Genomic DNA, 20,528 nt, shown 5'->3' with positions numbered 1-20,528 from the left:
AATCCCTTATTATTTTGCACTAACATCAGCAACAGGCGTTTTAGCTGCTACGTCAGAACTTGCAGTGACAATTTCGCTGGCAAGGTATACTTTCATGCCAGGATACAATTTAAAGGCGCCTTTATTAGCAATAAGCTGACCAGCGGCAACGCCGCTAAGGATCATTACTTGTTCGCCTTGTCGCTCACCCAGTTCGACGGGTACTTGTTTCGCGCGATAGCTTCCTTTATCACTCGCTTCTAATATAAATACATAACTACCTAAAGCATCACGTTTTATCGCTAGATCAGGTACTGAAGCGAGTGTTTTTTGTTTAGAAATTGGCACTATCACTGAAATTAAGGTGTTGGGTTTTAATGCTAAAGTCGCAGAGGGTATTTGTGCACGATATTTTAAATGGCGTGAAATACGTGATAACTGCGGGTCGATAGCTATTATCTTTGCCTCATACTCAGCTGTTTGATTCATAGGGCTAATTTTTATTGTCGAGCCTAAAGCCAGCTCTTGGTAAAGTTGCGGCAGGTTAAAATCAACCCAGGTAAAATCATTAACACCAACTAGTTCAAGTACCTGACTATTTTTATCTAAATACTGACCAATTTCTAAGGTATGAATACCTACTTTGGCAGTAAAAGGGGCGGTTAATATTTTTTTATCGATCGCAGTTTTTATCACACTAATATCGGCTTGTGCAATTTGCACTGCTGCGCGTGCTTGATCTACTTGCTCTTCACTAATAGTGCGATTTTTATGTAACTCAATATTACGCGCTAAGGTCTGATTCTCTAACATCAATGTTGCTTTAGCGGCCATTAAGCGAGCATCTTCATCTCTATGATCTAACTCAAGTAATACCTGGCCTTTATTAACGACACTACCAGAGGCTGCATTTAAGCGAATAATTTCACCAGCAAGTTCGTTATTGAGCATTAAAAATTTAAACGCTTGTACCTCACCACTTACTTGCATATGTTTTTGGTAGCTAATATTTTTAACTTTCACTGAAGTCACTGTTGCCGCAGGCTCTGGCATACTAGCTGCCTGCGCTTTTGCCGACTCTTGCAATGATGATTTATAGCTATGTAAGCCAAAAATTGTTGCGGCTAATATGATAATCACTAAAAGCCATTTTGTTATATTCATGATTGTTCCTTTATCTCTTTTATTTAAAACGTTTAGGCAATGTTTTTAGATAATAACTAAACGCTTTTACCGTATTGTGGCGATGTTGTTTAATGATAGTAAATCAATGTTGGTATGGTATTTTTATACTTACCTAAGCCCTGAGTTTTTTAGGCATAGGCAAACTTTTTTGATGTCGTCATTGCTTATTTTTTTCTGCCAATCATAAGTATTAACTAATCGTTGCATGCTGCGGATATGCAAATCATCCGGAGCTAAAGCAGGCATTTCTTCTGTTGAGGTTTCATCAATATTATTGTTTCTACAATGATGCAAACGTACAGTTTGAAAATACCCTATTGATAACGACCAAGTACCTAAGTTGATTTCTTCAATATCTCGGTTACCTGAGGTCAATTCACCCGAATCTGCGGCTGCTTGTAAAAACTGTTGGAACATCGTTTGGCATTGTTCTCCGCAAGTCATCATTTGTGTTAACCAACGCTGAGAGCAACGTTTCATCATCGCCTCGGTATTAACAATGCTTTCGAGCTGATTATCAAAGTTGTACATTTGCACTTTGGCAAAATCTAATAAGCTGGCGGCAATTATTCGTTCTGGTGTAGTTAAGTCTAAAGCGAGTACTTTTTTAAATACATCTTGGCGCTCTTGATACATACGGGTGGCTAGCGCAATTAGTACATCTTCTTTACATTGTACGAATTTATAAACCGAGCCCATCGACAGTCCGGCTAATTTGGCAATTGCAGACATAGAAAAATCTAAGAGGCTACTCTCCTCTATAGCTTTAATTGCCGCGCATATAATCAATTTTTCTTGTTCTTCTGCACTAAACCTTGGAGCTGGAGCCATAATAAACCTATGTGAAATGTTATTCGAATGTCGTTCAAATGTTATTTTAACTAACTTTTTGTTAAGTTCAAGTACAAATAACTTATTACTAATAATTCTTTTGGGTAGAGTATATGAAAGGGGGTAGCAGTATTTGTTGATACCAACTGAAGTGTTTGACAGTAAATAGGGCAGAGGCTAGTGGTTTGTTGGACTGGTTGATACTTTATTAAGTCGTGCTTGCTCTAACTGTAACCAGTTTAAAGCTTCATCGCGGTTTGAATGAATACTGACATTCCACGCTACGGCTCGGGGCACTGATTTTGCTAAATATTCTGTATTTAAGTGGCTAGCATTTTGATAAGCAATTACTGCGATGGCGTGAATTTCAGTTAGATTACCAATATTGACTTGCGCATCAAAATTATAAGAGTAAGCGTTAACTTTGTTAATTAGTAATGAAAATGGGCTGACAAGGTGGCCAAGTAAAAAATCATGAAATTGGTGCACCATAGTAAGGTTTAACTCGACACCTTCATTAACTATAACTTCGGCAATACTTTCACTAATTAATAGTATTTGTGCGAAGGGTAATTCATATAGTTTGATAGCTTACTCCTTAAGCTTTAAAATCATTGTTTGTAAATGACTTTAACTTCTTATTATAGCTTAAACTGTGGTTTTGAGTGTTAAGATCTAGGTCAGCTGTTTAGCAAGCTAATCGACTAATAATCTGAGCTTGGCTGAACGTTGCCTGTTGTGAGAAGAAACGGCCTAAATAGTTATCATCGGGTTCGCGGTAATGAGCAAGGAAAGTGATTAAGCGGTCTTATGGAGGGTGATCTTTCACATAACAGTTAGTATTTAATTAGCTAATGCCTTTGGTCATAAAGGTGCTGTAAGGATCTTGTTGATAATTAGCAAAGGGCTGACAAACCTCAAAACCAAGTTGCTGATAGAGTTTTTGTGCGGGTAAAAACGCAGCCATAGTACCTGTTTCTAGACTTAAATATTGATAACCTCGGGTACTCGCTTGCTCAACCATATGCTCCAATAACAATTTAGCAACACCTTGTCGTAAAAAGTTTTTAGCGGTACGCATAGATTTTATTTCACCGTGGCTACTATCCAATTCTTTTAAAGCGCCACAACCGGCAAGTTCGTTGTTACTCCATACACTCCAGAAGGTAACACCTATCTGTGATAATGCAGATAAATCAAGAGCGTGCACACTTGTCGGCGGTGAGTGTATTAACATGTCTTGATGATGTTCTTCTAACAAGTTTATGACTGCGGGGTGTGATAGCTGCCCAATACGGATTTCCATAGTTTTCCTTAAGTGCTAACTAGAGTATGGCGTTAGCGTTAAAATGTAATAATTAGCTCTGTGAATTATCAATAAAAAGTTGGCTTAGCAATTGAGGCACCAATTTTTTCTCATCAATAAATTGTATTCCTACGCTGACCACCCCTTGATCATTTCGACTATTACAGACCCGTGCTGATATTTTTACTTCGCCATCTAATGGGCTTTGTAAACAGACATAAATATCACGTTTATTTACTTTTGCATTTACGCTTTTTGTTTTAAAAGTAAAACCACAGCCTTTAGCTGAAATGTCACCTATGATACCGTTAATTTTTGTGGTTTTATTGTCTTTTGAATCTTCCAACATAATTACCGCAGGTAAGTGAATGCTGGTTCTTTGTTGCAAACGCAATTGACGGTTTTCTATTTTTTTAGGGTACTCGATAAAGAGCATTTTTTCAGGGTATTGAGTAATGCTTTTGATGGAAGAGCGAAAAGCAAAACATTCACCTTTGTTGCCTTCCATCAGGTAACGCACAATGAGTACATTACCTTCAATCAAAACATCATTATATTCAGAGGTACTGGCGCCTTTTGGATATTTTAATATGATGTACTTACCGAGTTCATAACCTATGAGGGGTAATTTAAGTCGCAGCGAAATAGGATGATTTATTTGCAGGTCTAAGCTCTTTCCTGGCTGTAATTCAAAAAGTTGTATGTTCTCTAATACGGCTAAGTCAGACATCTTGTGTTGTACGTAAGTTTAATTCCATTGAGACAATATATACAAAGTGATTAGCAGGTACAATGATTGATTGTTAGTCAATTTTTTTGATTATTTTCGTTTTTGTTTATTAGTTTCTTTTAACAAAGACTCTTCGAACTCTTCAGGAAATAACACTAAACCTTGGTTTTCTTGATTAGGGAATACCACCAAAGCAAGTTCATCATCGGTTAGGCCTAAACTCCAACGACTGTACCATTTAGTTAAGGAGATCGACTGAGGCTTACATGCTTGCCACTCACCCGTAGCCCAACGCTGTGCAAACTCTTCATTAGGCCATACCGGTACACAATCTTCATCATCAGTATTTAGCATCATGCAGCCATGTTCATCCGCTAATATCCAAATTTCTTTATTACTAACCACTTGCTGTAGTAGATAGTTTAAACGTTTTTCATCATCGTAATTTTCTATGGTATTAAGCTGTTCTGTTGATATAGGCATGGGCAAAAATGGCTTTTTAGAATAAGAGTAATTATTTTATCGTGTTATCTTTATACAAACAACAGCTGGCCATTGTTTGCAATGGCAAGCATATAGACGTAGAAGCAACTTGTTGAGTTATTTTATCTTAGTTATCACTATAGCCAGTCATTTCGACAAACCCTTCACCTTGATGACTACCACTAAAATTCACCATACCTTCAAAGTACTCAATACCAAAGCGCATGATTTGCTGCTCATTAAGTACTTCCACCTTGATATCGATGTTTTCTTTAGCGATAACTAATGAAAATGATTGCGGGTAGGGTGAATCACTAGTGGCATTATTGTTGTGGCTGATTAGGTTAATCTCGTGCGAGGCAATACTACGAATTTCGCCATCGCGTGCCATTATGCTGGCATAAAAGTAATCTTCGCTGTCTGAGCGAACACGGAAAACCATCAGCGCAGTGTTTTCATTTAAACGCAGTGAAAACCAGTCCCAACCTTGCTGATCTTGGCCTAACATTTTTGAAGCCCATTCACGATCGAACCAGGCTTGACCAGTAACTTTTTGCCATTTTCCTTGCCAATAAACTTTGCCTGTTACTTCAATAAAGGGCTGAGAATAATAGTGGCTGGCGATATTTAGCTTGGGATGCTTAAGGCTAAAGCCATTTTCGCCCTGCAGAAAATAGTCTTGTTTAGTTGAAAGGTTTAATTCTACCTGCCAATGGTTTTCTGCTGCAGCCACAACGGTATTTTCCTTTATTAAGGAATCTGTTTCACTCGCTATTGAACCAACAGCTGAGCCATAAACGAGATTTGCCGGCAGCAAGTTAGATGAGGATTGCCATTGCCAGTCATCTATTGTGGCATTAAAAGGCTCAGTGGTTATGTTGACATTGCCTAGCTCTTCGCGACCGTTTCTATAAGCTGTGTTATGGCTTTGTGCATCGGCTAAAGCGGCATGGGCGAAGTACCAATGTTTATCGCCAACTGCACGGCGAAAAAGGGTCCATTGGCTTGCTAATGACTGGCCATCTTCGGTTGTTAAGGTCGTGGTTAAATACCACCATTCTTGGCGGTAAGCTTTTTGCGGAGCATGGGCTTGTGGGAAAATTATTTTATTTGTCATTGAAGGGCTAGCAAATTGACCGTTATCATCAGCAAGCAGTTTTAGCGGACTATGTTTTTGATCCGGCTCTTCGCTACAGCCAGTAACAAATTGGCCACAGGCTAACAATATTAATAGCGATTTTAAGCTCTGTTTGTGGCAATTGTTTAAGTTATGTTTTAAGGAGTGTATTAAGCAAATATTTATCATTACAGACTGGCTCTCACATTGAGCTTATATAAGGGAATGGCTAATGCAGGCAGCAGTATAATTAGCCCGGTAAAGCTAGTGATGAAAAATGGTGCCACATCTAATACTAGCGGCATTGACCAGCCAAATGATGCGGGTAGCACTTTTGCTACCAAGGCTTTAGCCAGTAAGCCAGCTACCGGCCAGCTAAGTAAAAGTATACCAAAAGCTAATAATAGCCACTGCATTAACATATGGCTAAATAGTTCAATGCGGCTATAACCGAGACTACTTAAGGTGTGCAAATCCGGTTTGCGTGCTAACTCTAAACTATTGGCTGATAAAAATAGGCCAAAACAAGCAATAGTCAGTAAAACAAAAGCGATTGCCTGAGTGAGTACAAAGGTTTGCTTAAATATTGCTAATGCCATTGTTTTGATTTGTTCAGGGACAAATATTTGCTCATCATCAAGACCTATCTGCTTGGCAATCGCTTGTTTGCTCAAATGACTACTGTCATTAAAGTAGACACCAAAACCATGTTCTCGCCAGCCTGTAAGGGGAGCTTGCTTAGTATTAAACGGAATTTTTACCGAGTAGCCTTGATTGCCATAGTCATAAAATATAGCTTTTATTGTACAGCTAAGTGCTTGTTTGCCCTGTTTTATGGTGAACTCCTGTTCTAAGGCTAGGCCTTTTTTCAGAGATAGCTGTTCGTTGATATAACAAAAGAATTGTCCAGTGGGTTTCTGCTTGGGAGACTTCGCTTTAAACAATAAACTGTTTTGTTGTTTTACTGACATAAGGGCATGAACTGCTAGGGTATCATTACCGTATTTGGCGGTAGTTTGCTTAAATAGCACATATTCATCGATATTGTCTTGTTGATTAAGCCAGCTTTCAACCTTGTCTTTTTGTTTGTGGTTATAACTAATAAAGAGATCTGAACTAAGGATCTGATCTAGGTAGGCGGTGAAAGATTTTTCGAAACTGTTGACCATAAGCGCAGCTGAAATACTGGCAGTGAGTGCTAGGTAAAATGCCGCTAAGGGTAAATAGCGTCTACCGACTTGCTGGCGGGCATCTTTAACAACAAACTTGAGACGAAATGAACGGGTTAAATACGACATGGCCTTTAGTAGGTAACTCAGTATATTAGGTAATAAGGCGACACTGGCAATTAATAATAGGCCATACTTGATCATTAATTGATGCCAGGAGTGTTGAGCATAAACGTCAGGCCAAAGCAGAAAAACAGCCAGTAAAGTGGCGCCAACTACTGCGCTTGCTCTGTAGTTAAATGGTTGAGGAACAATGCGGGCTGTTAGCGCAATTTTCGCTGAACTAATAACTTTAAACTGTTTTAATAGTGCCAAAAAAACGGCCACGCCAGAAATACCGAATGCCCAGAAGCTATATAGCAAGTTCCATTGAAAATGTCCGGTTTGTCTTAGCTGATAAAGCTGCTCTAAGGTAATGCCTAATATCGGCAGCAATATAGAAACCAAGGAAAAAGCGATGGCGATGCCTATAATACTGGCGAGCAAGGTTAAAGCAAAAGCTTCACACAGCATGACTTTTTGTATACTGGCTAATTCTACGCCGAGTAAGCGTAACTTTGCGGCTAATTCGCCGCGCTTTTGCCATGCCTGATTAGCAGCTTGAAAAGCGATAAATAAACTCACTATAAAACCTAAAATGGCCAGTGCCGATAAATTTAAATGTAAAGCATCAGCAAAACCTTCCCGCTCTTCAAGTGACCAAGCTTCTTGTATGGATAAATAGCCAGGTAAGGCTGCGGCCAAACGTGATTTTTCAGTATCGCTAATAGTCGCCACCATTAAATGACTAAAGCCTTCGATATCGGGGAATAGCTGCCAAGCAAGTGGTAAGTCAATTAAGGCAACTTTACCCCAGTCATTGATTTGGTTGTCGTTAACTTTTAATAACTGCCCACCAATTAAGGTAACTTGCTTGTTATCATTTATAGCTTTTGGTAAATCAAGTGTTATGTCAGGGGATAAATCGTCAGTTACGACCTTAGCTAAAGGATTAGTTAAGGGCTCAGTTAAAGTTTTCGTTAAGCCAAGGTATTTTGCGTAGTCACTGCTTAGGTTAATGCGATCAGTGGTAAAACTGTCTGGCATAGTCAATACCAGTGGGAGAATATCAATGGCTCTAAAAGTTATTTGTTTACCTGAGGTGAGGGTTTTACGAAAAAGGTGTGTTGGCGAAAGTTGATGAAAGCCTTGAGCTTTTAAGGTACTAAAGTCATCGATAGAAATATTATTGCCTTTATTGGCAACAATATAAAAGCTCACCGGAGATTTTAACCGGCTATTGGCTTCTTGGTACTGTTGCTCACTGGCATGATTTAATACCAAAATGCACAGTAAAGTGCTTGTGGCTATGGCTAAACTTAAAATAAAGCCTAAGTTTAATAAGGGCTTATTTAAGTATTCAGCAAGGTGCGCTTTTAATACCAAGAAAAACTCGCTAGTTCTTGTTGAGGTCGGACTTTTTTGCATCGACTTAACCGTTAACTAAGCTGATAGAAGACTCTTGTAAACAGTAGATTTTATCCATACTCGCGGCGACATCAGCACTATGTGTTACCATGAGCAGAGCTGTATTGTTAGATTTAGCCAGTTTGACTAACTGCTCTACTACCTGACTACTATTCTTTTCATCTAAATTGCCGGTTGGCTCATCAGCAAGCAGCAATTTGGGTTTACTGTTTAGCGCGCGGGCAATGGCTACTCGCTGCATTTCCCCTCCAGACAAGGTTGCGGGATACTTTTTTAATAAGCTGCTAATACCCAGTTGTTCTGCTAGGGCTAAACCATGTTGAGCATCATAGCGACCAGCAAGTTTGGCGCTGAATTCAATATTATCTTGTACTGACAAGCTAGACAGTAAGTTAAATTGTTGGAAAATAATACCGATATGTTGTTTGCGTAACAGACTAAGTTGTTTATCACTGGCTTGTGTTAAGGATATACCGGCAACTGCAATATTACCGTGCTGAATGGGCTCAAGACCTGCTATTAAATTGAGCAAGGTTGTTTTACCACTGCCACTATCGCCCATTAATGCTACGCATTCGCCCGCAGCTACGGATAAGTTTAAATCAATTAATAAATGACGATGATTATCTCCATCGATGATCTGGTGGTTGAGCGATTGGATAAATAGGGACAAAACACTTCCTTTTTGTATTGCGGGTTGCAGCTAGCTAATAGCATTGCTGGAAACCATATAGTGCTATTAGGTTAGAGTAAACCTTATGCATTAACAGTTTTGTAACAAGCTATCTATTTTTTGTGTGGTGAGCTTAGCTTTGCATTTAGCTTTATTCTCAGCCTTTGGGTGCAGTGAATTTAAAAATAATTTCATGAGGGCCTAACAGCTGTGCATTGGGCTTATATTGCCATTTAGCTAAAGCTTTTTTAGCAGAGCGTTGTAAACCCTTTTCGACACTACTCGAAATAATATTAATATGACTTACCTTGCCTGTGGTATCTATTTGGTAACTCAGTTTAACTTCCCCTGTTTGATTGTTGATTCTCGCATCAAGCGGGTATTCAGGCAGCACTTTATAGATTGGTTTAATGATTAATTTTGGCTCGTTCAGTTGTGGCACCGTTACTAATTGTATCAATGCTACTGCTAACTTGGCAGGCTTGATAACATGGTTATTAGTTTTTGTTTGAACGGGTATTATCCGCGGCGTTTCCGGCGAAGTAACAATTGGCAACGGCGGCAAAGGTTTACTTGTCGCGAGTGTTTTTTCTGTTGGTTTGTTTGGTGCGAGTTCAATAAATTTAATAGCTTGGCTATTGATTGCCGGGTCAATAGCCTTGATTTGGCTGGTTGATAAATGGCTAACAATAGCCATAATGCCAAATGATGCCATACCGCCAGCCAAGAACAGCGTGAGTAAATTAAGGGGAGAGTATTTATGGCGGCTAGGCTCTTGTTGTAGCTTCATTTTCGGGACAACAATTTGCTGCTTTCTTTGTTGATAAAGCTGGGCTATTTCATTATCAAATTTATCAGTACTCATGGACTGGTTCCTAACATTTTCTTTAGATTGTTACGGGCATATCGTAAGCGGCTTTTAACCGTTTCAAAATTCTCATCAGTTAACTGACAAATCTCAGTTACGGAAAAACCTTCTTGCTGAAAAATGAAAGCTTCACGCTGGTAAAAAGGCAAAATGATTATGGCTTCATTGAACTTGGCTAGTTTATCAGTATGCTCTAATTCTTTAGATAAATTAACCGTAATCACATGTTCATCATTTAGCTCTTGGTATTGCCATTTATTTTGATGTCTAAGCTCGTCTATTAATGTGTTCCTAGCAATAGTAAATAACCAGCTTTTAACATTACTGTGAGTTTGTGATTTGTTGTTCATTACCTTTAGCCAAGTAGTTTGTAAGGCATCTTCGGCTAAATTTTTATGCGAGAGGCTTAAAAGATAATGATAAAGCGATCCGTTAAATTGCTCTACCAGTAAAGTTAAACATCGGTTATTACCGGTAGATACATAGTCCATCAACAACTTTTCAGCAGTAATGGTGGGCTTTAACCAGCCTCTTATCATTGACGGTAGCTTCAAATTATTTCCTAATAGCAATCGGATTAAAATATTGTACAAGCGATAATTTCAATAACAAGCGAGATCTATTTTTATTCATTATGACTAGGGCTTACCTGTAATAAATGTTTAACCTCTACAGTATTTATTGCAGGTAAGTGACCTATAAATTAGTCCGCTTGGTTTGACTTGGTTTAACTAGGTTGAGCCATAGAGAAGTCAAGTTGCACGGTAAAATTCTGCTGTACAACAGCTTTACCGTCAACTGACTTTGCTCGATATTTCCATTTTTTAAGCGCTTGCCTAGCTGCCTTATCAAAAGTTCGCTTCGGTTGAGAGTCGACAATAGAAATATTGATTACCTCACCGATGGCGTTAATATCAAAAGCTAACACTACCCAACCTTCAATACCATCTCTAGCAGCACCAATAGGATATTTAGGATTTACTCTAACCAGTGGTCTTGCATCTGCATCAGCTTTATTGCCCAAAGAGAATGTATTGCCATTGTTACCCGATATTATAAGTCCGGGAGGGTTGTAAACCAATGTTGGCTTAGTGTCACCTACCTCAGGAGGAACGCTTGTTCTTGGCATAGGTGGCGGTGGCGTTGGTGGTTGTAAGTTAGGGCGTACTCTCGTTTGAGCAGGTTTTTCATCAGGTAAACGCACTATATCAATAGGTATATCATCGGGTGGCACAATGAAGCTTAAATGATCATTACTAACCAAAAATGCCATAAAGGCAAATAAGCCAAAGGTAGTTGCCCCTGCTAATAGGGTAATTATTGTTATTTTTTTCATCTCGTTTCCTCACAAATAGTTAAATTAAAGAGGTGTGATCACACTGTACTTCCAATTGGAGTAAGTAAAATAAATTACTTACTTATCAGTTAAACGAAGAAGAATTAAAAAAGGGGTTAAAAATATAATATATTTTTAACCCCTGAATAATTTTTGATGTTTTGCTGCTAGTTTATCTAGATCTAGCAATAAATTATTTTTCTGCGGAATATGGGTCTACAGCTAACAAATAAGCGCTTAAATCAGCTTTATTAGGTTGTTCAATTAACCACTTTCTAAGCTCTTTTACTTTTTGGTAACTCTCATCACCAAACTTGTCTTTATAAATCGCAGCAAAATTATCTTTAGTGTTATTAATGCGGATGTTTTTTTGCCAATGACTGGTCAAAACAGCATTTAAAGAGCCAGCCAAACCTTGCTCTTTAAGCAATTGCCATTCACCTTTGTCTAGCCAGACACCACCGACGCTGGCGCTGTAATCAATACGATGGTCGGTATCTTTTGATAAACGAAGTTTACGCATTATCAACCCTGATACTGGGCATAATAAGGCTGATTTTGAGTCATCAGCTGCACCGTGAGTACTTTCTGAAACATTAAACTCTGGATTGCGCTCTTTCCAAGCGAGGTAATCTTCAATTAGTAACCAATCACCATGACAGCTTGAGCAGTTATGTGCCTTGAACTGTTCTTCGAGGACGCTAGGGATAAGTTCCCCCATATTACAACTGGTACATTTCATCTGTTAAACACCCTTATCGTATTTAATTTTATAAATATAACCATCATATAGATTTTAATTAAATAAATCATCAAGCTAGTTAATTTATCTTACACCATAAATTAACTGAAACTTAGGCAGCTTTATGTCAATAACTGTGGTAATTTATTTGTCGAAAAATAGCGGGCATACAATTCATCTTGACATATTATGTCACAAGGGTATGGTTGATATAGTTTCAGCTACAGACAAATTTAATAAAGCTAACTGCAACAATTATTATCTTCGCTTCACATAATAATGATTGTTAATCAGTATTTTAAGGATGAATTATGGAACAACTGCTATACATAGCTGGCCAATTCCCTACCGTTATTTACTCCACTTTACTTGGTATTGTTGCCATTTATTGGCTAGTTGGCATGTTGGGGATAATAGATTTAGACCTTACCCCTGATGCCGATCTCGATGTTGACGTTGAGGCAGATCTTGATACAGATCTAAGCGCAGGTTTTGGTGGTTTAGCTGGGCTATTACTCACTTTTGGTTTAACCAGTGTGCCCTTTACCTTAGTCATCAGTATTATCTGTTTAATTAGTTGGTTAATTAGCATTTATTTACAGCTTTATGCCTTTGTTCTGCTTGATAGTGCTTGGTTGTATTATCTACTTGGCAGTGTAAGTACTGTACTGATTTTTTTCATCTCCCTACCTATTACCGGTTTCCTTATCCGTCCCCTCAAAGGCATGTTCGTTAGTATTGAAACCATCTCAAGTCATAACTTAGTTGGTAGTGATGCCACTATAGCTACAGGTAAAGTTACTGAAACTTTTGGTCAAGCAAAAGTACTTAACGAAGGTGCTGAAATCTTATTAGATGTGCGTTGTGATCCTGAGCACAGACTCAGCATGGGAGATAAGGTACTACTCATTGAATATAGTAAAGGCAGTCATAGTTATATTGTCGCGCCTTTTCCTGAAGAGTTGCTGTAACTCTTTATCAACAGCCGTTAAAATTTTTTGTCAGCGTAAGTTTGAAACACATTCAACATATTTAATAACAACAAAGTTTTCGCCACAAAGCTGTGGCACTAGTTTAATAAGAGGATATACACATGGTAATGGAACCACTTTATTTAGCGATTGGCTTAGGCGCATTATTCGTCTTTTCACTATTGATTATGGTCGCAAAATTTTATAACAAAGTTGAGCAGGGACAAGCACTTATTATTAATAAATTACGTGCAGAGCCCGAAATTAGTACTACCGGCGGTATGGTTATTCCTATAATTCATAAAAAAGAAGTTATGGATATCTCAACCAAGCGCATGATGCTTGAACGAAAAGGCAGATCAGGACTTATTTGCCAAGATAATATTCGAGCCGACATCATTATTACCTTTTATATTCGTGTTAATGAAACCAAAGAGGATATTTTGCGTGTTGCTAAGCAAGTTGGTTGTGAACGTTCTTCTTATCCTGAAACTTTACAAGAATTGTTCGAAGCTAAGTTTTCTGAGGCACTTAAAACGGTTGGTAAACAATTAGATTTTACTGAGCTATTTACCCAGAGAAATAGCTTTAGAGACAAGATCAAAGAAGTGATAGGACAAGACTTATCAGGTTATGTATTAGAAGATGTTGCTATCGATTTCTTAGAGCAAACATCAATTCATGATCTAGATCCAAACAACATTATGGATGCCGAGGGTATTCGTCGTATTACCGAACTTACCGCCCAGCAAAGTGTTGAAACGAATGACTTAAAGCGCCAAGAAGAAATTCGCATCAAGCGTCAAGATATTGAAGCCGATGAAAAAGGGTTAGAGCTTGATCGCCAGTTAGCAGATGCCAAGGCGAAACAAGAGCGAGAGATAGCAACAGTTAGAGCACGTGAAGAAGCTGAGACTGCTAAAGTTGTGCAAGAAGAGCTGAGTAAGTCTGAACAGGCACGTATTGCTACGGAGCAAGTAGTTGCCGTAGCAGAGCAGAATAAACAACGTGAAGCTGATATTGCTGAGCAAAATAAATTACGTGCGGTAGCTATTGAAGAAGAAAAAGTAACGCGAGCACGCCAAGTAGAGCAGATAGACAGAGAAAAAGAAGTAGAAACCTTACGTATAGATAAAGAAAAGGCGCTTGAGGTAGAAAGGAAAAATATTGCCGAAGTGCAAAGAGAAAGAATTTCAGTTGAAAAAAGTGTTGCGCAAGAAGAAGAGCTGATTAAGGATTTACGGGTCGTTTCTCTAGCAAACCGATTGAAAGATGAGCAAGTGATCAGAGCCCAGGCTGAAGCTGAAGAAGCATTAGTGAAGGATATTGAAGCAGCAAAAGCGGAAGAGCAGGCTGCTGAACATATAGCGCGTAAAATGCAAACTATTGCTGAAGCTGAATTACAAGCCGCGAGTAAACAAGCAGAGTCTAAGAAGATATTGGCAGAAGGTAATCAGGCTGAATCCGCTTCAATGGGGTTAGCTGAAGCACAGGTCACTTTAGCCCAAGCAGATGCACAAGAAAGACAAGGTGAGGCTGAAGCGAAAACATTAGAGCTTAAACTAACGGCAGAAGCTAAAGGTATTGAAGAAAAATCCCTAGCAGAAGCTACCGGTTTACGTGAAAAACAAGAAGTGCTTAATGCTATGTCTGAGCAGGCGCGTGAATTTGAGACCTTTGGTTTGCGTTTAAATCAAGAACGAGAATTAACCTTAGCTAAACTTGATAACAGTGTTGATTTAGCTGAGAAGCAAGCTGAAGTATTAGGTACAGCTTTACAAGATGCCAATATTAACATTATGGGTGGTGACGGGGAGTTCTTACGCCAATTTATGAAATCAATTACTGTGGGTAAATCACTTGATGGATTGGTTAATGAAAGTGAGACAGTGCAAGCTTTATTTAAAGATCATCTCAATGGTGAGCGTAATATCGTTGAAGATCTAAAAGGTGTACTTGGCGGTGCAGCAGCATCAAGTGAAACCATCAAAAATATCAGCATGACAAAGTTATTATCAACGTTAAATAATGCCGATGATTCACAAAAAGGTGCACTAGCAAGTTTATTAAATCTTGCCGGTAAACAAACCTCTGATGCTAAGTAGGCCTTAAGCCAAAGAGTGTTATTTACTCGAATACAGCTTCAATAAAGTTAATACTAATTAATGCACTTGGTATAAATTAACCTTAAATAAAATTAAAGGAAACAGCCATCATCATTAAAAGGTGATGGCTGTATTCACCTCATGGAGTTTCACATGGCAGATCAGGAAAGTGTCACTAATCAGGCTGTTGCTGAAGGTGGTTCGTTTGAACTAATTCAGCGTCGTTTAGATGGGCTAGGCAGCGATCTTAATACCCAGCTTAAGCAACTTAATGCTGATAGGATTGCTACCTTTGGTTCGACTGATATGAAAGTGGATGCTCGAGTAAGAGTACGCACCGAGCATAACTGTGTTGCTAGAGATATTGCTGCCATAGGTGATACCTTACTTTTTGGCTATAACGTATTTTTAGGGTTAAAACGAAACATTACCGTTGCGGATGTTTTTAGTTTGCATCAAATTAAAGATAGTGACGGTGATGTTGAAATAATTGATGTACCTATTGAAGCTAGTTTTTTAGCTGAACCTGAGTTTGTCCGTGACTTTGATGAGCTTTATACTTATTACAAAAAAACCTTTCTTACTCATGTTTATCGTCAAGGTAGTAATGTGTTTGCTATTTTTAGAATTGGCGAACGTATAGATGATATTCGCGTGTTTCGCTGGGGCATCGATGCAAATCAGCAAGTTAAATACATTGATAATCGTGGTGAACGAGATATTAAAAAGGCGGAAAACTTTGATTTTGAGTGGCAAAAAGTTACTCGTGAACAACAAGAGCAAGGTAAACACCCACACTTTAACTTGTTTGATACCTTATTTGTTGAATCTATTGGTGGTTCAATTACCTTAAAAGTAGAGAATAATACTGAAAATGGTCAAGGCATCTATTCTGAAAAGGTTGATGATGAACATCAATCGCTAGATGACGCTGATATTCAGTTCGCCAAAGTAGGGGAGCTCATTTTATTAAAGATTAAGCCCTATCGTGAGCAGCAAACCCGTCATCTAATATTTAACTGTAAAACTCAAAACGTTTTACGCCAAGATGCTATTGCTCATGCTTGTATTCAACTACCAGAAGATCACGGTATTATTTTTCCTGGTGGTTACTATTTACAAAGTGGTGAACATAAAAGCTTTGACGACAGCGCTGAAGATTTGCAGTTACACCGAGTAGTTAAATCACCCAATGGTGAAGACTATTTATATACCTTCTATGAGCCAAACGAAGGGCAGTATGCCTTGTTTGGTTACAATCTTATTACCCGTACTTTGCAAAACCCTATTTATGGTCACGGGCAAAGTTTTTATAACAACGGCCGTGCCGTGGTTTTTAGTGCAGAGGCTGAGCCCTCACGGGTACATGCCATGCAAATATGGCAAACACCTTTTTGTAGTGAGGAATATGCCAGTGAGCAGCCAGAAGATAATAGTTTTTTTGGCAAAATAGGCAACCCTGAATTAGTTCGTGGTATTTCAGATTTGTATAGTGTTGCCAAGCTGATGGCAATTAAAGAGCCTAGTGCTTATCATTTTAATGATTTGGTTAAAGAGTCAGGACAACTGCTTGATAAATATCATTGGTTAACCGATCCGCAATTAGCATCATTAAATACGCTACTTAAACAAGTAATCTTGACCTCAGAGTTAGTTCTGGATGAATTTGAGAAAGTAACCAGTATTAAGGCGAAATCTGATGAGGTGATGTTACAAGCCAAAGAAAAATTTAACCGCTTAGCGCAAATATCGACTAAGGCTGACTTTGATAATGCTACAGAGTTTGTGCAACAACTTACTGAGTTGTCGGCGTTTAAAGGTGAGCTAATTTCTCACAAAGAATTACGTTATATTGATCTTGCTAAAATTGAAGATATTGCCCAGCAAGTTGAGCAACTTTCATTAACACTAAGCCAAGCAACGGCGGACTTCTTACAAAAAGAGGCCGCGTTAGCTCCTTATCAAAATAAGATCAGTCAGCTCGCGCAAGCCGTTGAACAAGCTGAATCAATCAGTGTGTTAAAACCCATTCGTTTAGCCATTGACGAACTGGTTACCGGCTTAGAATTACTCAATCACACTATGTTGTCTCTAGAAATAGAAGATAGTAGGCAACGTACTCGCATCTTAGAAGAAATCTCTAGTGTTTTCAGCCAAATCAATCGCGTTAAAGCCAGCGCTGATCTAGCTGCAAAAAGTGTAGGTAGTGAAGAGGCAAAAGCAGAATTTGGTGCACGTTTTAAATTGCTCAGTCAGAGTGTTACTAGCGCACTAAATGCTAGCGATACTCCGCAACGCTGTGAACAACAATTATCGCAGTTATTGATCCAGCTAGAAGATCTTGAAAGTCAATTTAGTGACTATGATGATTTTTATGCTGAGATCCTCGCTAAACGCGATGAAATTTACGATAACTTTGAGCAACATAAGCAACAACTTATGGATGCCCAACAACGTCGCTGCTTGAACTTAATGACGGCGGCAGGGCGTATATTGGCTGGTGTAAGTCGACGTAGTCAATCATTGTCTGATCAAGACGCATTAAATAGTTATTTTGCCGCCGATGCCATGGTCGCTAAATTACGACAACTTATCGAACAGTTGCGTGAATTAGATGATAATGTTCGCGCTGATGATATTGAGGCACAGCTTAAGAATGCCAAAGAACAAGGTATTCGCGCCCTACGCGATAAAACCGATATTTATTCAGCTGATGGCAGCTTGGTTAAAATTGGTGAGCATCAATTCTCAGTAAATCGTCAAGCACTCGAATTAACTTTATTACCTCGCGATGACGCCATGTTGTTGCACATCAGCGGTAGTGATTATTTTGAATCATTACCCGAGCAACTCTTTGCTGGTACACAACATTTATGGCAACAGGCATTAATTTCAGAAAATAGTGAGGTTTATCGAGGGGAATACTTAGCAGCTAGCTTATTGTTTTCTGCTGAAGCTAAAGGACCTAGTGCCATTGCTGAGTTAACGAGTGCTAATAAAGATAACAGTCTTGTTGAATTAGTTCGCAAAGCTGCAGAGCCAAGGTACCAAGAAGGTTATGATAAAGGTGTTCATGACGCCGATGCAGCGCTGATCTTAAGTAAACTATTAACTTTACGTGAATCAATCGGCCTACTTGCTTATGGCGCGCTAGAGCGAAGACTTGCGGTGATCTATTATTTTAGCAAACTTGATAAGCAAGGCACTAATGATCTGGTAAATCGTTGTCATAACTTGCATTTAATGGAACAGACTTTTGGTCACAGTGATCTGCGTCAACAGTTAAACCAAGAGCTAAGTGATGCTTTTAATGCCTTAGTTACGGAACAAGAATGGCTTTTCTGCGATACGTCATTAGCCGCTGATTATTTAATTGAAGAGCTAGGTAATGCTCGGGCTGAGTTCGTTGTTAAGGACAGCACTGAAGCATTAGTAAAGCAGTTAAAAAACCAATTAAAACATAAGAGCTTACAACAACAAGTTACTTCTGCTGTTAATGCTTGCGGTACATTACAGCAAAAATATCAGTTATATCTTGCTTGGTTACAGTCTTTTTCTGTTTCACAACAGCTCACTTCGGATATTGAGCTATTAATCGAAGCAGCTACGTTGATAACACTAGAAGCGGAGCTGAAGTTTTATTCATCAAGTGCTGATACCCATGGTGAGGTTAATGATTTATTAGGTCAACATTCACGTATTAATGACAGAAAACTAACATTCAGCTATCAAGAATTTATTACGCGATTACGTAAATTTAGCTTGCAAGACGTCGTTGCATTTAGTCAATTTAATCAACAAAAACAACAGGTATTAACCGAGCAAAAGCAACGTTTGAAACTAGAGCAATTCAAACCAAGTGCTTTATCATCATTTGTACGTAATAAGCTCATCAATGATGTTTACTTTCCAATTATTGGTGCTAATTTGGCAAAACAAATTGGCGCTGCTGGCAGTAAAAAACGCTCTGATTTAATGGGTTTATTATTACTTATTTCTCCGCCAGGTTATGGTAAAACAACGTTAATTGAATATGTGGCTAGTAAATTAGGTATGACGTTTTTTAAGATCAATTGTCCGTCAATTGGTCATGAGCAAGTATCGTTGGATCCCGACCAAGCAACAAATTCAACAGCACGTAATGAAATTGAAAAAATCAATTTATCCTTTGAAATGGGTAACAATGTCATGCTGTATTTGGATGATATTCAACATACTAATCCTGAGTTTTTACAAAAATTTATTTCGCTTTGTGATGGCTCCAGAAAAGTTGATGGTGTTTGGAATGGGGTAAGTAAAACTTATGATATGCGCGGTAAAAAATTCGCCGTAGTGATGGCAGGTAATCCTTATACCGAATCGGGAGAAGCGTTCAGTATTCCTGATATGCTGGCAAACCGTGCCGATATTTATAATTTAGGTGATACCTTAAGTGGCCGAGAACAAGAGTTTTCATTGAGTTTTATTGAGAACAGTTTAACCAGTAATGCTTATATCGCTCCGCTTGCTACCCGAGACATGAGTGATTTATATCAATTAGTTAAAATGGCTGATGGTGAGCCCTTAGCAACCACCGAATTAAAACATAATTATTCGCAAGCTGAAGTAAATGAAATCATTGCGGTGATACAGCGTATGCGCAAAATTCAGCAAACCGTTTTAAAAGCTAATGAACAGTATATTGCTTCAGCAGCACAAGATGATAAGTACCGCACTGAGCCACCATTTAAGCTGCAAGGTAGTTATCGTAACATGAACAAAATGGTCGAAAAAGTTGTACCTGTGATGACCGATGACGAAGTAGAGTCACTTATTGAGGATCATTATCGTGGTGAAGCGCAAACCTTAACGGTAGGCGCTGAAGAGAATTTATTAAAATTAGCTGAGCTTAGAGAAACACAAACTGATGAGCAACTTACCCGTTGGCAGCAAATAAAAGCTGATTATGTGCGTCATCAAAACCTTGGTGATAGTGATAATCCAATCGCTAATATCGCCAGTCAAATATCCTTATTACAACAAGGGTTGTCTAAGATAGGTGATGCATTAGTACAGCCTCAATCGGATGACTTTCAACGATTGAATGAAACATTATCGGCTTTAAAGTTACAGGTTAATATTGAAAAAACTGACAATGATGAACTGCAACAAGTTCTATCACAATTTAGCCAGGATTTAGAATCGTTTTTGGTCCCGCTAGTAGAAGCTGTCCAAGATAAAAGTGCTATGAGTATGTTCGCTCAGGATAACTCGCAGATATCAAACCCTGATGTTCAAGCAAGTTTGCAAGTATCAGAAAATGACATTCAAAAGATAAGTCGAGAGCTCTCTGTAAGCATCCAAAGCTCAGTGGAAGATTGCCTAACACAATGTCTTGATGATTACCCTAGTACAGTTCAAACTGAATAAAAACATATTACCTTAGCAAAATTCAACCATGAGTAATTTAAATGCACAAAAGAGTTTTAATTACTCATGGTGTTATTGTTAATTATATTTAATCTGA

General features: G+C 38.5%; 16 protein-coding genes. 3 read left to right on the top strand and 13 right to left on the bottom strand.

From position 1 onward, the window contains the following. Window positions 1-9: 9 nt before the first annotated feature. The 13 genes from GAB14E_RS21855 to GAB14E_RS21905 form a co-directional block, all read right to left on the bottom strand. Complete coding sequence (locus GAB14E_RS21855; RefSeq protein ID WP_033080264.1) at window positions 10-1,143, bottom strand: efflux RND transporter periplasmic adaptor subunit; 1,134 nt, start codon at window positions 1,141-1,143, stop codon at window positions 10-12. A gap of 129 nt (window positions 1,144-1,272) precedes the next feature. Further along, on the bottom strand, window positions 1,273-1,995 hold the full coding sequence (locus GAB14E_RS21860; protein ID WP_033080263.1) for a TetR/AcrR family transcriptional regulator: 723 nt from the start codon (window positions 1,993-1,995) through the stop codon (window positions 1,273-1,275). Window positions 1,996-2,172: 177 nt separating this feature from the next. Next, a complete protein-coding gene (locus tag GAB14E_RS0122345; protein WP_231561951.1) occupies window positions 2,173-2,487 on the bottom strand; it encodes a hypothetical protein in 315 nt (104 codons plus the stop codon). 355 nt (window positions 2,488-2,842) lie between these two features. Beyond that, window positions 2,843-3,301, bottom strand: coding sequence for a GNAT family N-acetyltransferase (locus GAB14E_RS21865; protein WP_033080261.1), 459 nt, complete (start codon window positions 3,299-3,301; stop codon window positions 2,843-2,845). Window positions 3,302-3,353: 52 nt separating this feature from the next. Continuing rightward, complete coding sequence (locus GAB14E_RS21870) at window positions 3,354-4,031, bottom strand: flagellar brake domain-containing protein (RefSeq protein ID WP_033080260.1); 678 nt, start codon at window positions 4,029-4,031, stop codon at window positions 3,354-3,356. A gap of 90 nt (window positions 4,032-4,121) precedes the next feature. Beyond that, window positions 4,122-4,514 (bottom strand): DUF2750 domain-containing protein, encoded by a 393-nt coding sequence (locus GAB14E_RS21875; protein WP_033080259.1) that lies wholly within the window; start codon window positions 4,512-4,514, stop codon window positions 4,122-4,124. Between the two features lie 127 nt (window positions 4,515-4,641). Beyond that, window positions 4,642-5,820 (bottom strand): lipocalin-like domain-containing protein, encoded by a 1,179-nt coding sequence (locus GAB14E_RS21880; RefSeq protein ID WP_033080258.1) that lies wholly within the window; start codon window positions 5,818-5,820, stop codon window positions 4,642-4,644. Beyond that, window positions 5,820-8,327 (bottom strand): FtsX-like permease family protein, encoded by a 2,508-nt coding sequence (locus GAB14E_RS21885; protein WP_033080257.1) that lies wholly within the window; start codon window positions 8,325-8,327, stop codon window positions 5,820-5,822. The genes GAB14E_RS21880 and GAB14E_RS21885 overlap by 1 nt, the downstream gene beginning before the upstream one ends. A 4-nt stretch (window positions 8,328-8,331) precedes the next feature. Then, window positions 8,332-9,000 (bottom strand): ABC transporter ATP-binding protein, encoded by a 669-nt coding sequence (locus tag GAB14E_RS21890; protein WP_033080256.1) that lies wholly within the window; start codon window positions 8,998-9,000, stop codon window positions 8,332-8,334. 157 nt (window positions 9,001-9,157) lie between these two features. Continuing rightward, window positions 9,158-9,865, bottom strand: a complete 708-nt coding sequence (locus tag GAB14E_RS23805) for an energy transducer TonB (RefSeq protein WP_052093330.1) — start codon at window positions 9,863-9,865, stop codon at window positions 9,158-9,160. After that, on the bottom strand, window positions 9,862-10,422 hold the full coding sequence (locus GAB14E_RS21895; RefSeq protein ID WP_156115633.1) for an RNA polymerase sigma factor: 561 nt from the start codon (window positions 10,420-10,422) through the stop codon (window positions 9,862-9,864). The genes GAB14E_RS23805 and GAB14E_RS21895 overlap by 4 nt, the downstream gene beginning before the upstream one ends. 173 nt (window positions 10,423-10,595) lie before the next feature. Then, complete coding sequence (locus GAB14E_RS21900; protein WP_033080254.1) at window positions 10,596-11,204, bottom strand: energy transducer TonB; 609 nt, start codon at window positions 11,202-11,204, stop codon at window positions 10,596-10,598. 193 nt (window positions 11,205-11,397) lie between these two features. Beyond that, window positions 11,398-11,946 carry a zf-TFIIB domain-containing protein gene (locus GAB14E_RS21905; RefSeq protein WP_033080253.1) on the bottom strand — a complete coding sequence of 183 codons (549 nt, stop codon included), beginning with the start codon at window positions 11,944-11,946 and terminating at the stop codon, window positions 11,398-11,400. Window positions 11,947-12,257: 311 nt separating this feature from the next. Here GAB14E_RS21905 and GAB14E_RS21910 point away from each other — a divergent pair, with 311 nt between their 5' ends. The 3 genes from GAB14E_RS21910 (at window position 12,258) to GAB14E_RS21920 (ending at window position 20,431) form a co-directional block, all read left to right on the top strand. Then, window positions 12,258-12,917 (top strand): OB-fold-containig protein, encoded by a 660-nt coding sequence (locus GAB14E_RS21910; RefSeq protein ID WP_033080252.1) that lies wholly within the window; start codon window positions 12,258-12,260, stop codon window positions 12,915-12,917. A gap of 128 nt (window positions 12,918-13,045) precedes the next feature. Next, window positions 13,046-15,022 carry a flotillin family protein gene (locus GAB14E_RS21915; protein WP_033080526.1) on the top strand — a complete coding sequence of 659 codons (1,977 nt, stop codon included), beginning with the start codon at window positions 13,046-13,048 and terminating at the stop codon, window positions 15,020-15,022. Window positions 15,023-15,175: 153 nt separating this feature from the next. Continuing rightward, window positions 15,176-20,431 (top strand): DNA repair ATPase, encoded by a 5,256-nt coding sequence (locus tag GAB14E_RS21920; protein ID WP_033080251.1) that lies wholly within the window; start codon window positions 15,176-15,178, stop codon window positions 20,429-20,431. Window positions 20,432-20,528: the final 97 nt, after the last annotated feature.

It is taken from the genome of Colwellia psychrerythraea (assembly GCF_000764185.1).
GTDB classification, from domain to species: domain Bacteria; phylum Pseudomonadota; class Gammaproteobacteria; order Enterobacterales; family Alteromonadaceae; genus Colwellia; species Colwellia psychrerythraea_B.
Note: the sequence above shows the minus strand (reverse complement) of the source record. Positions and strands in the feature narration are given on the sequence as shown.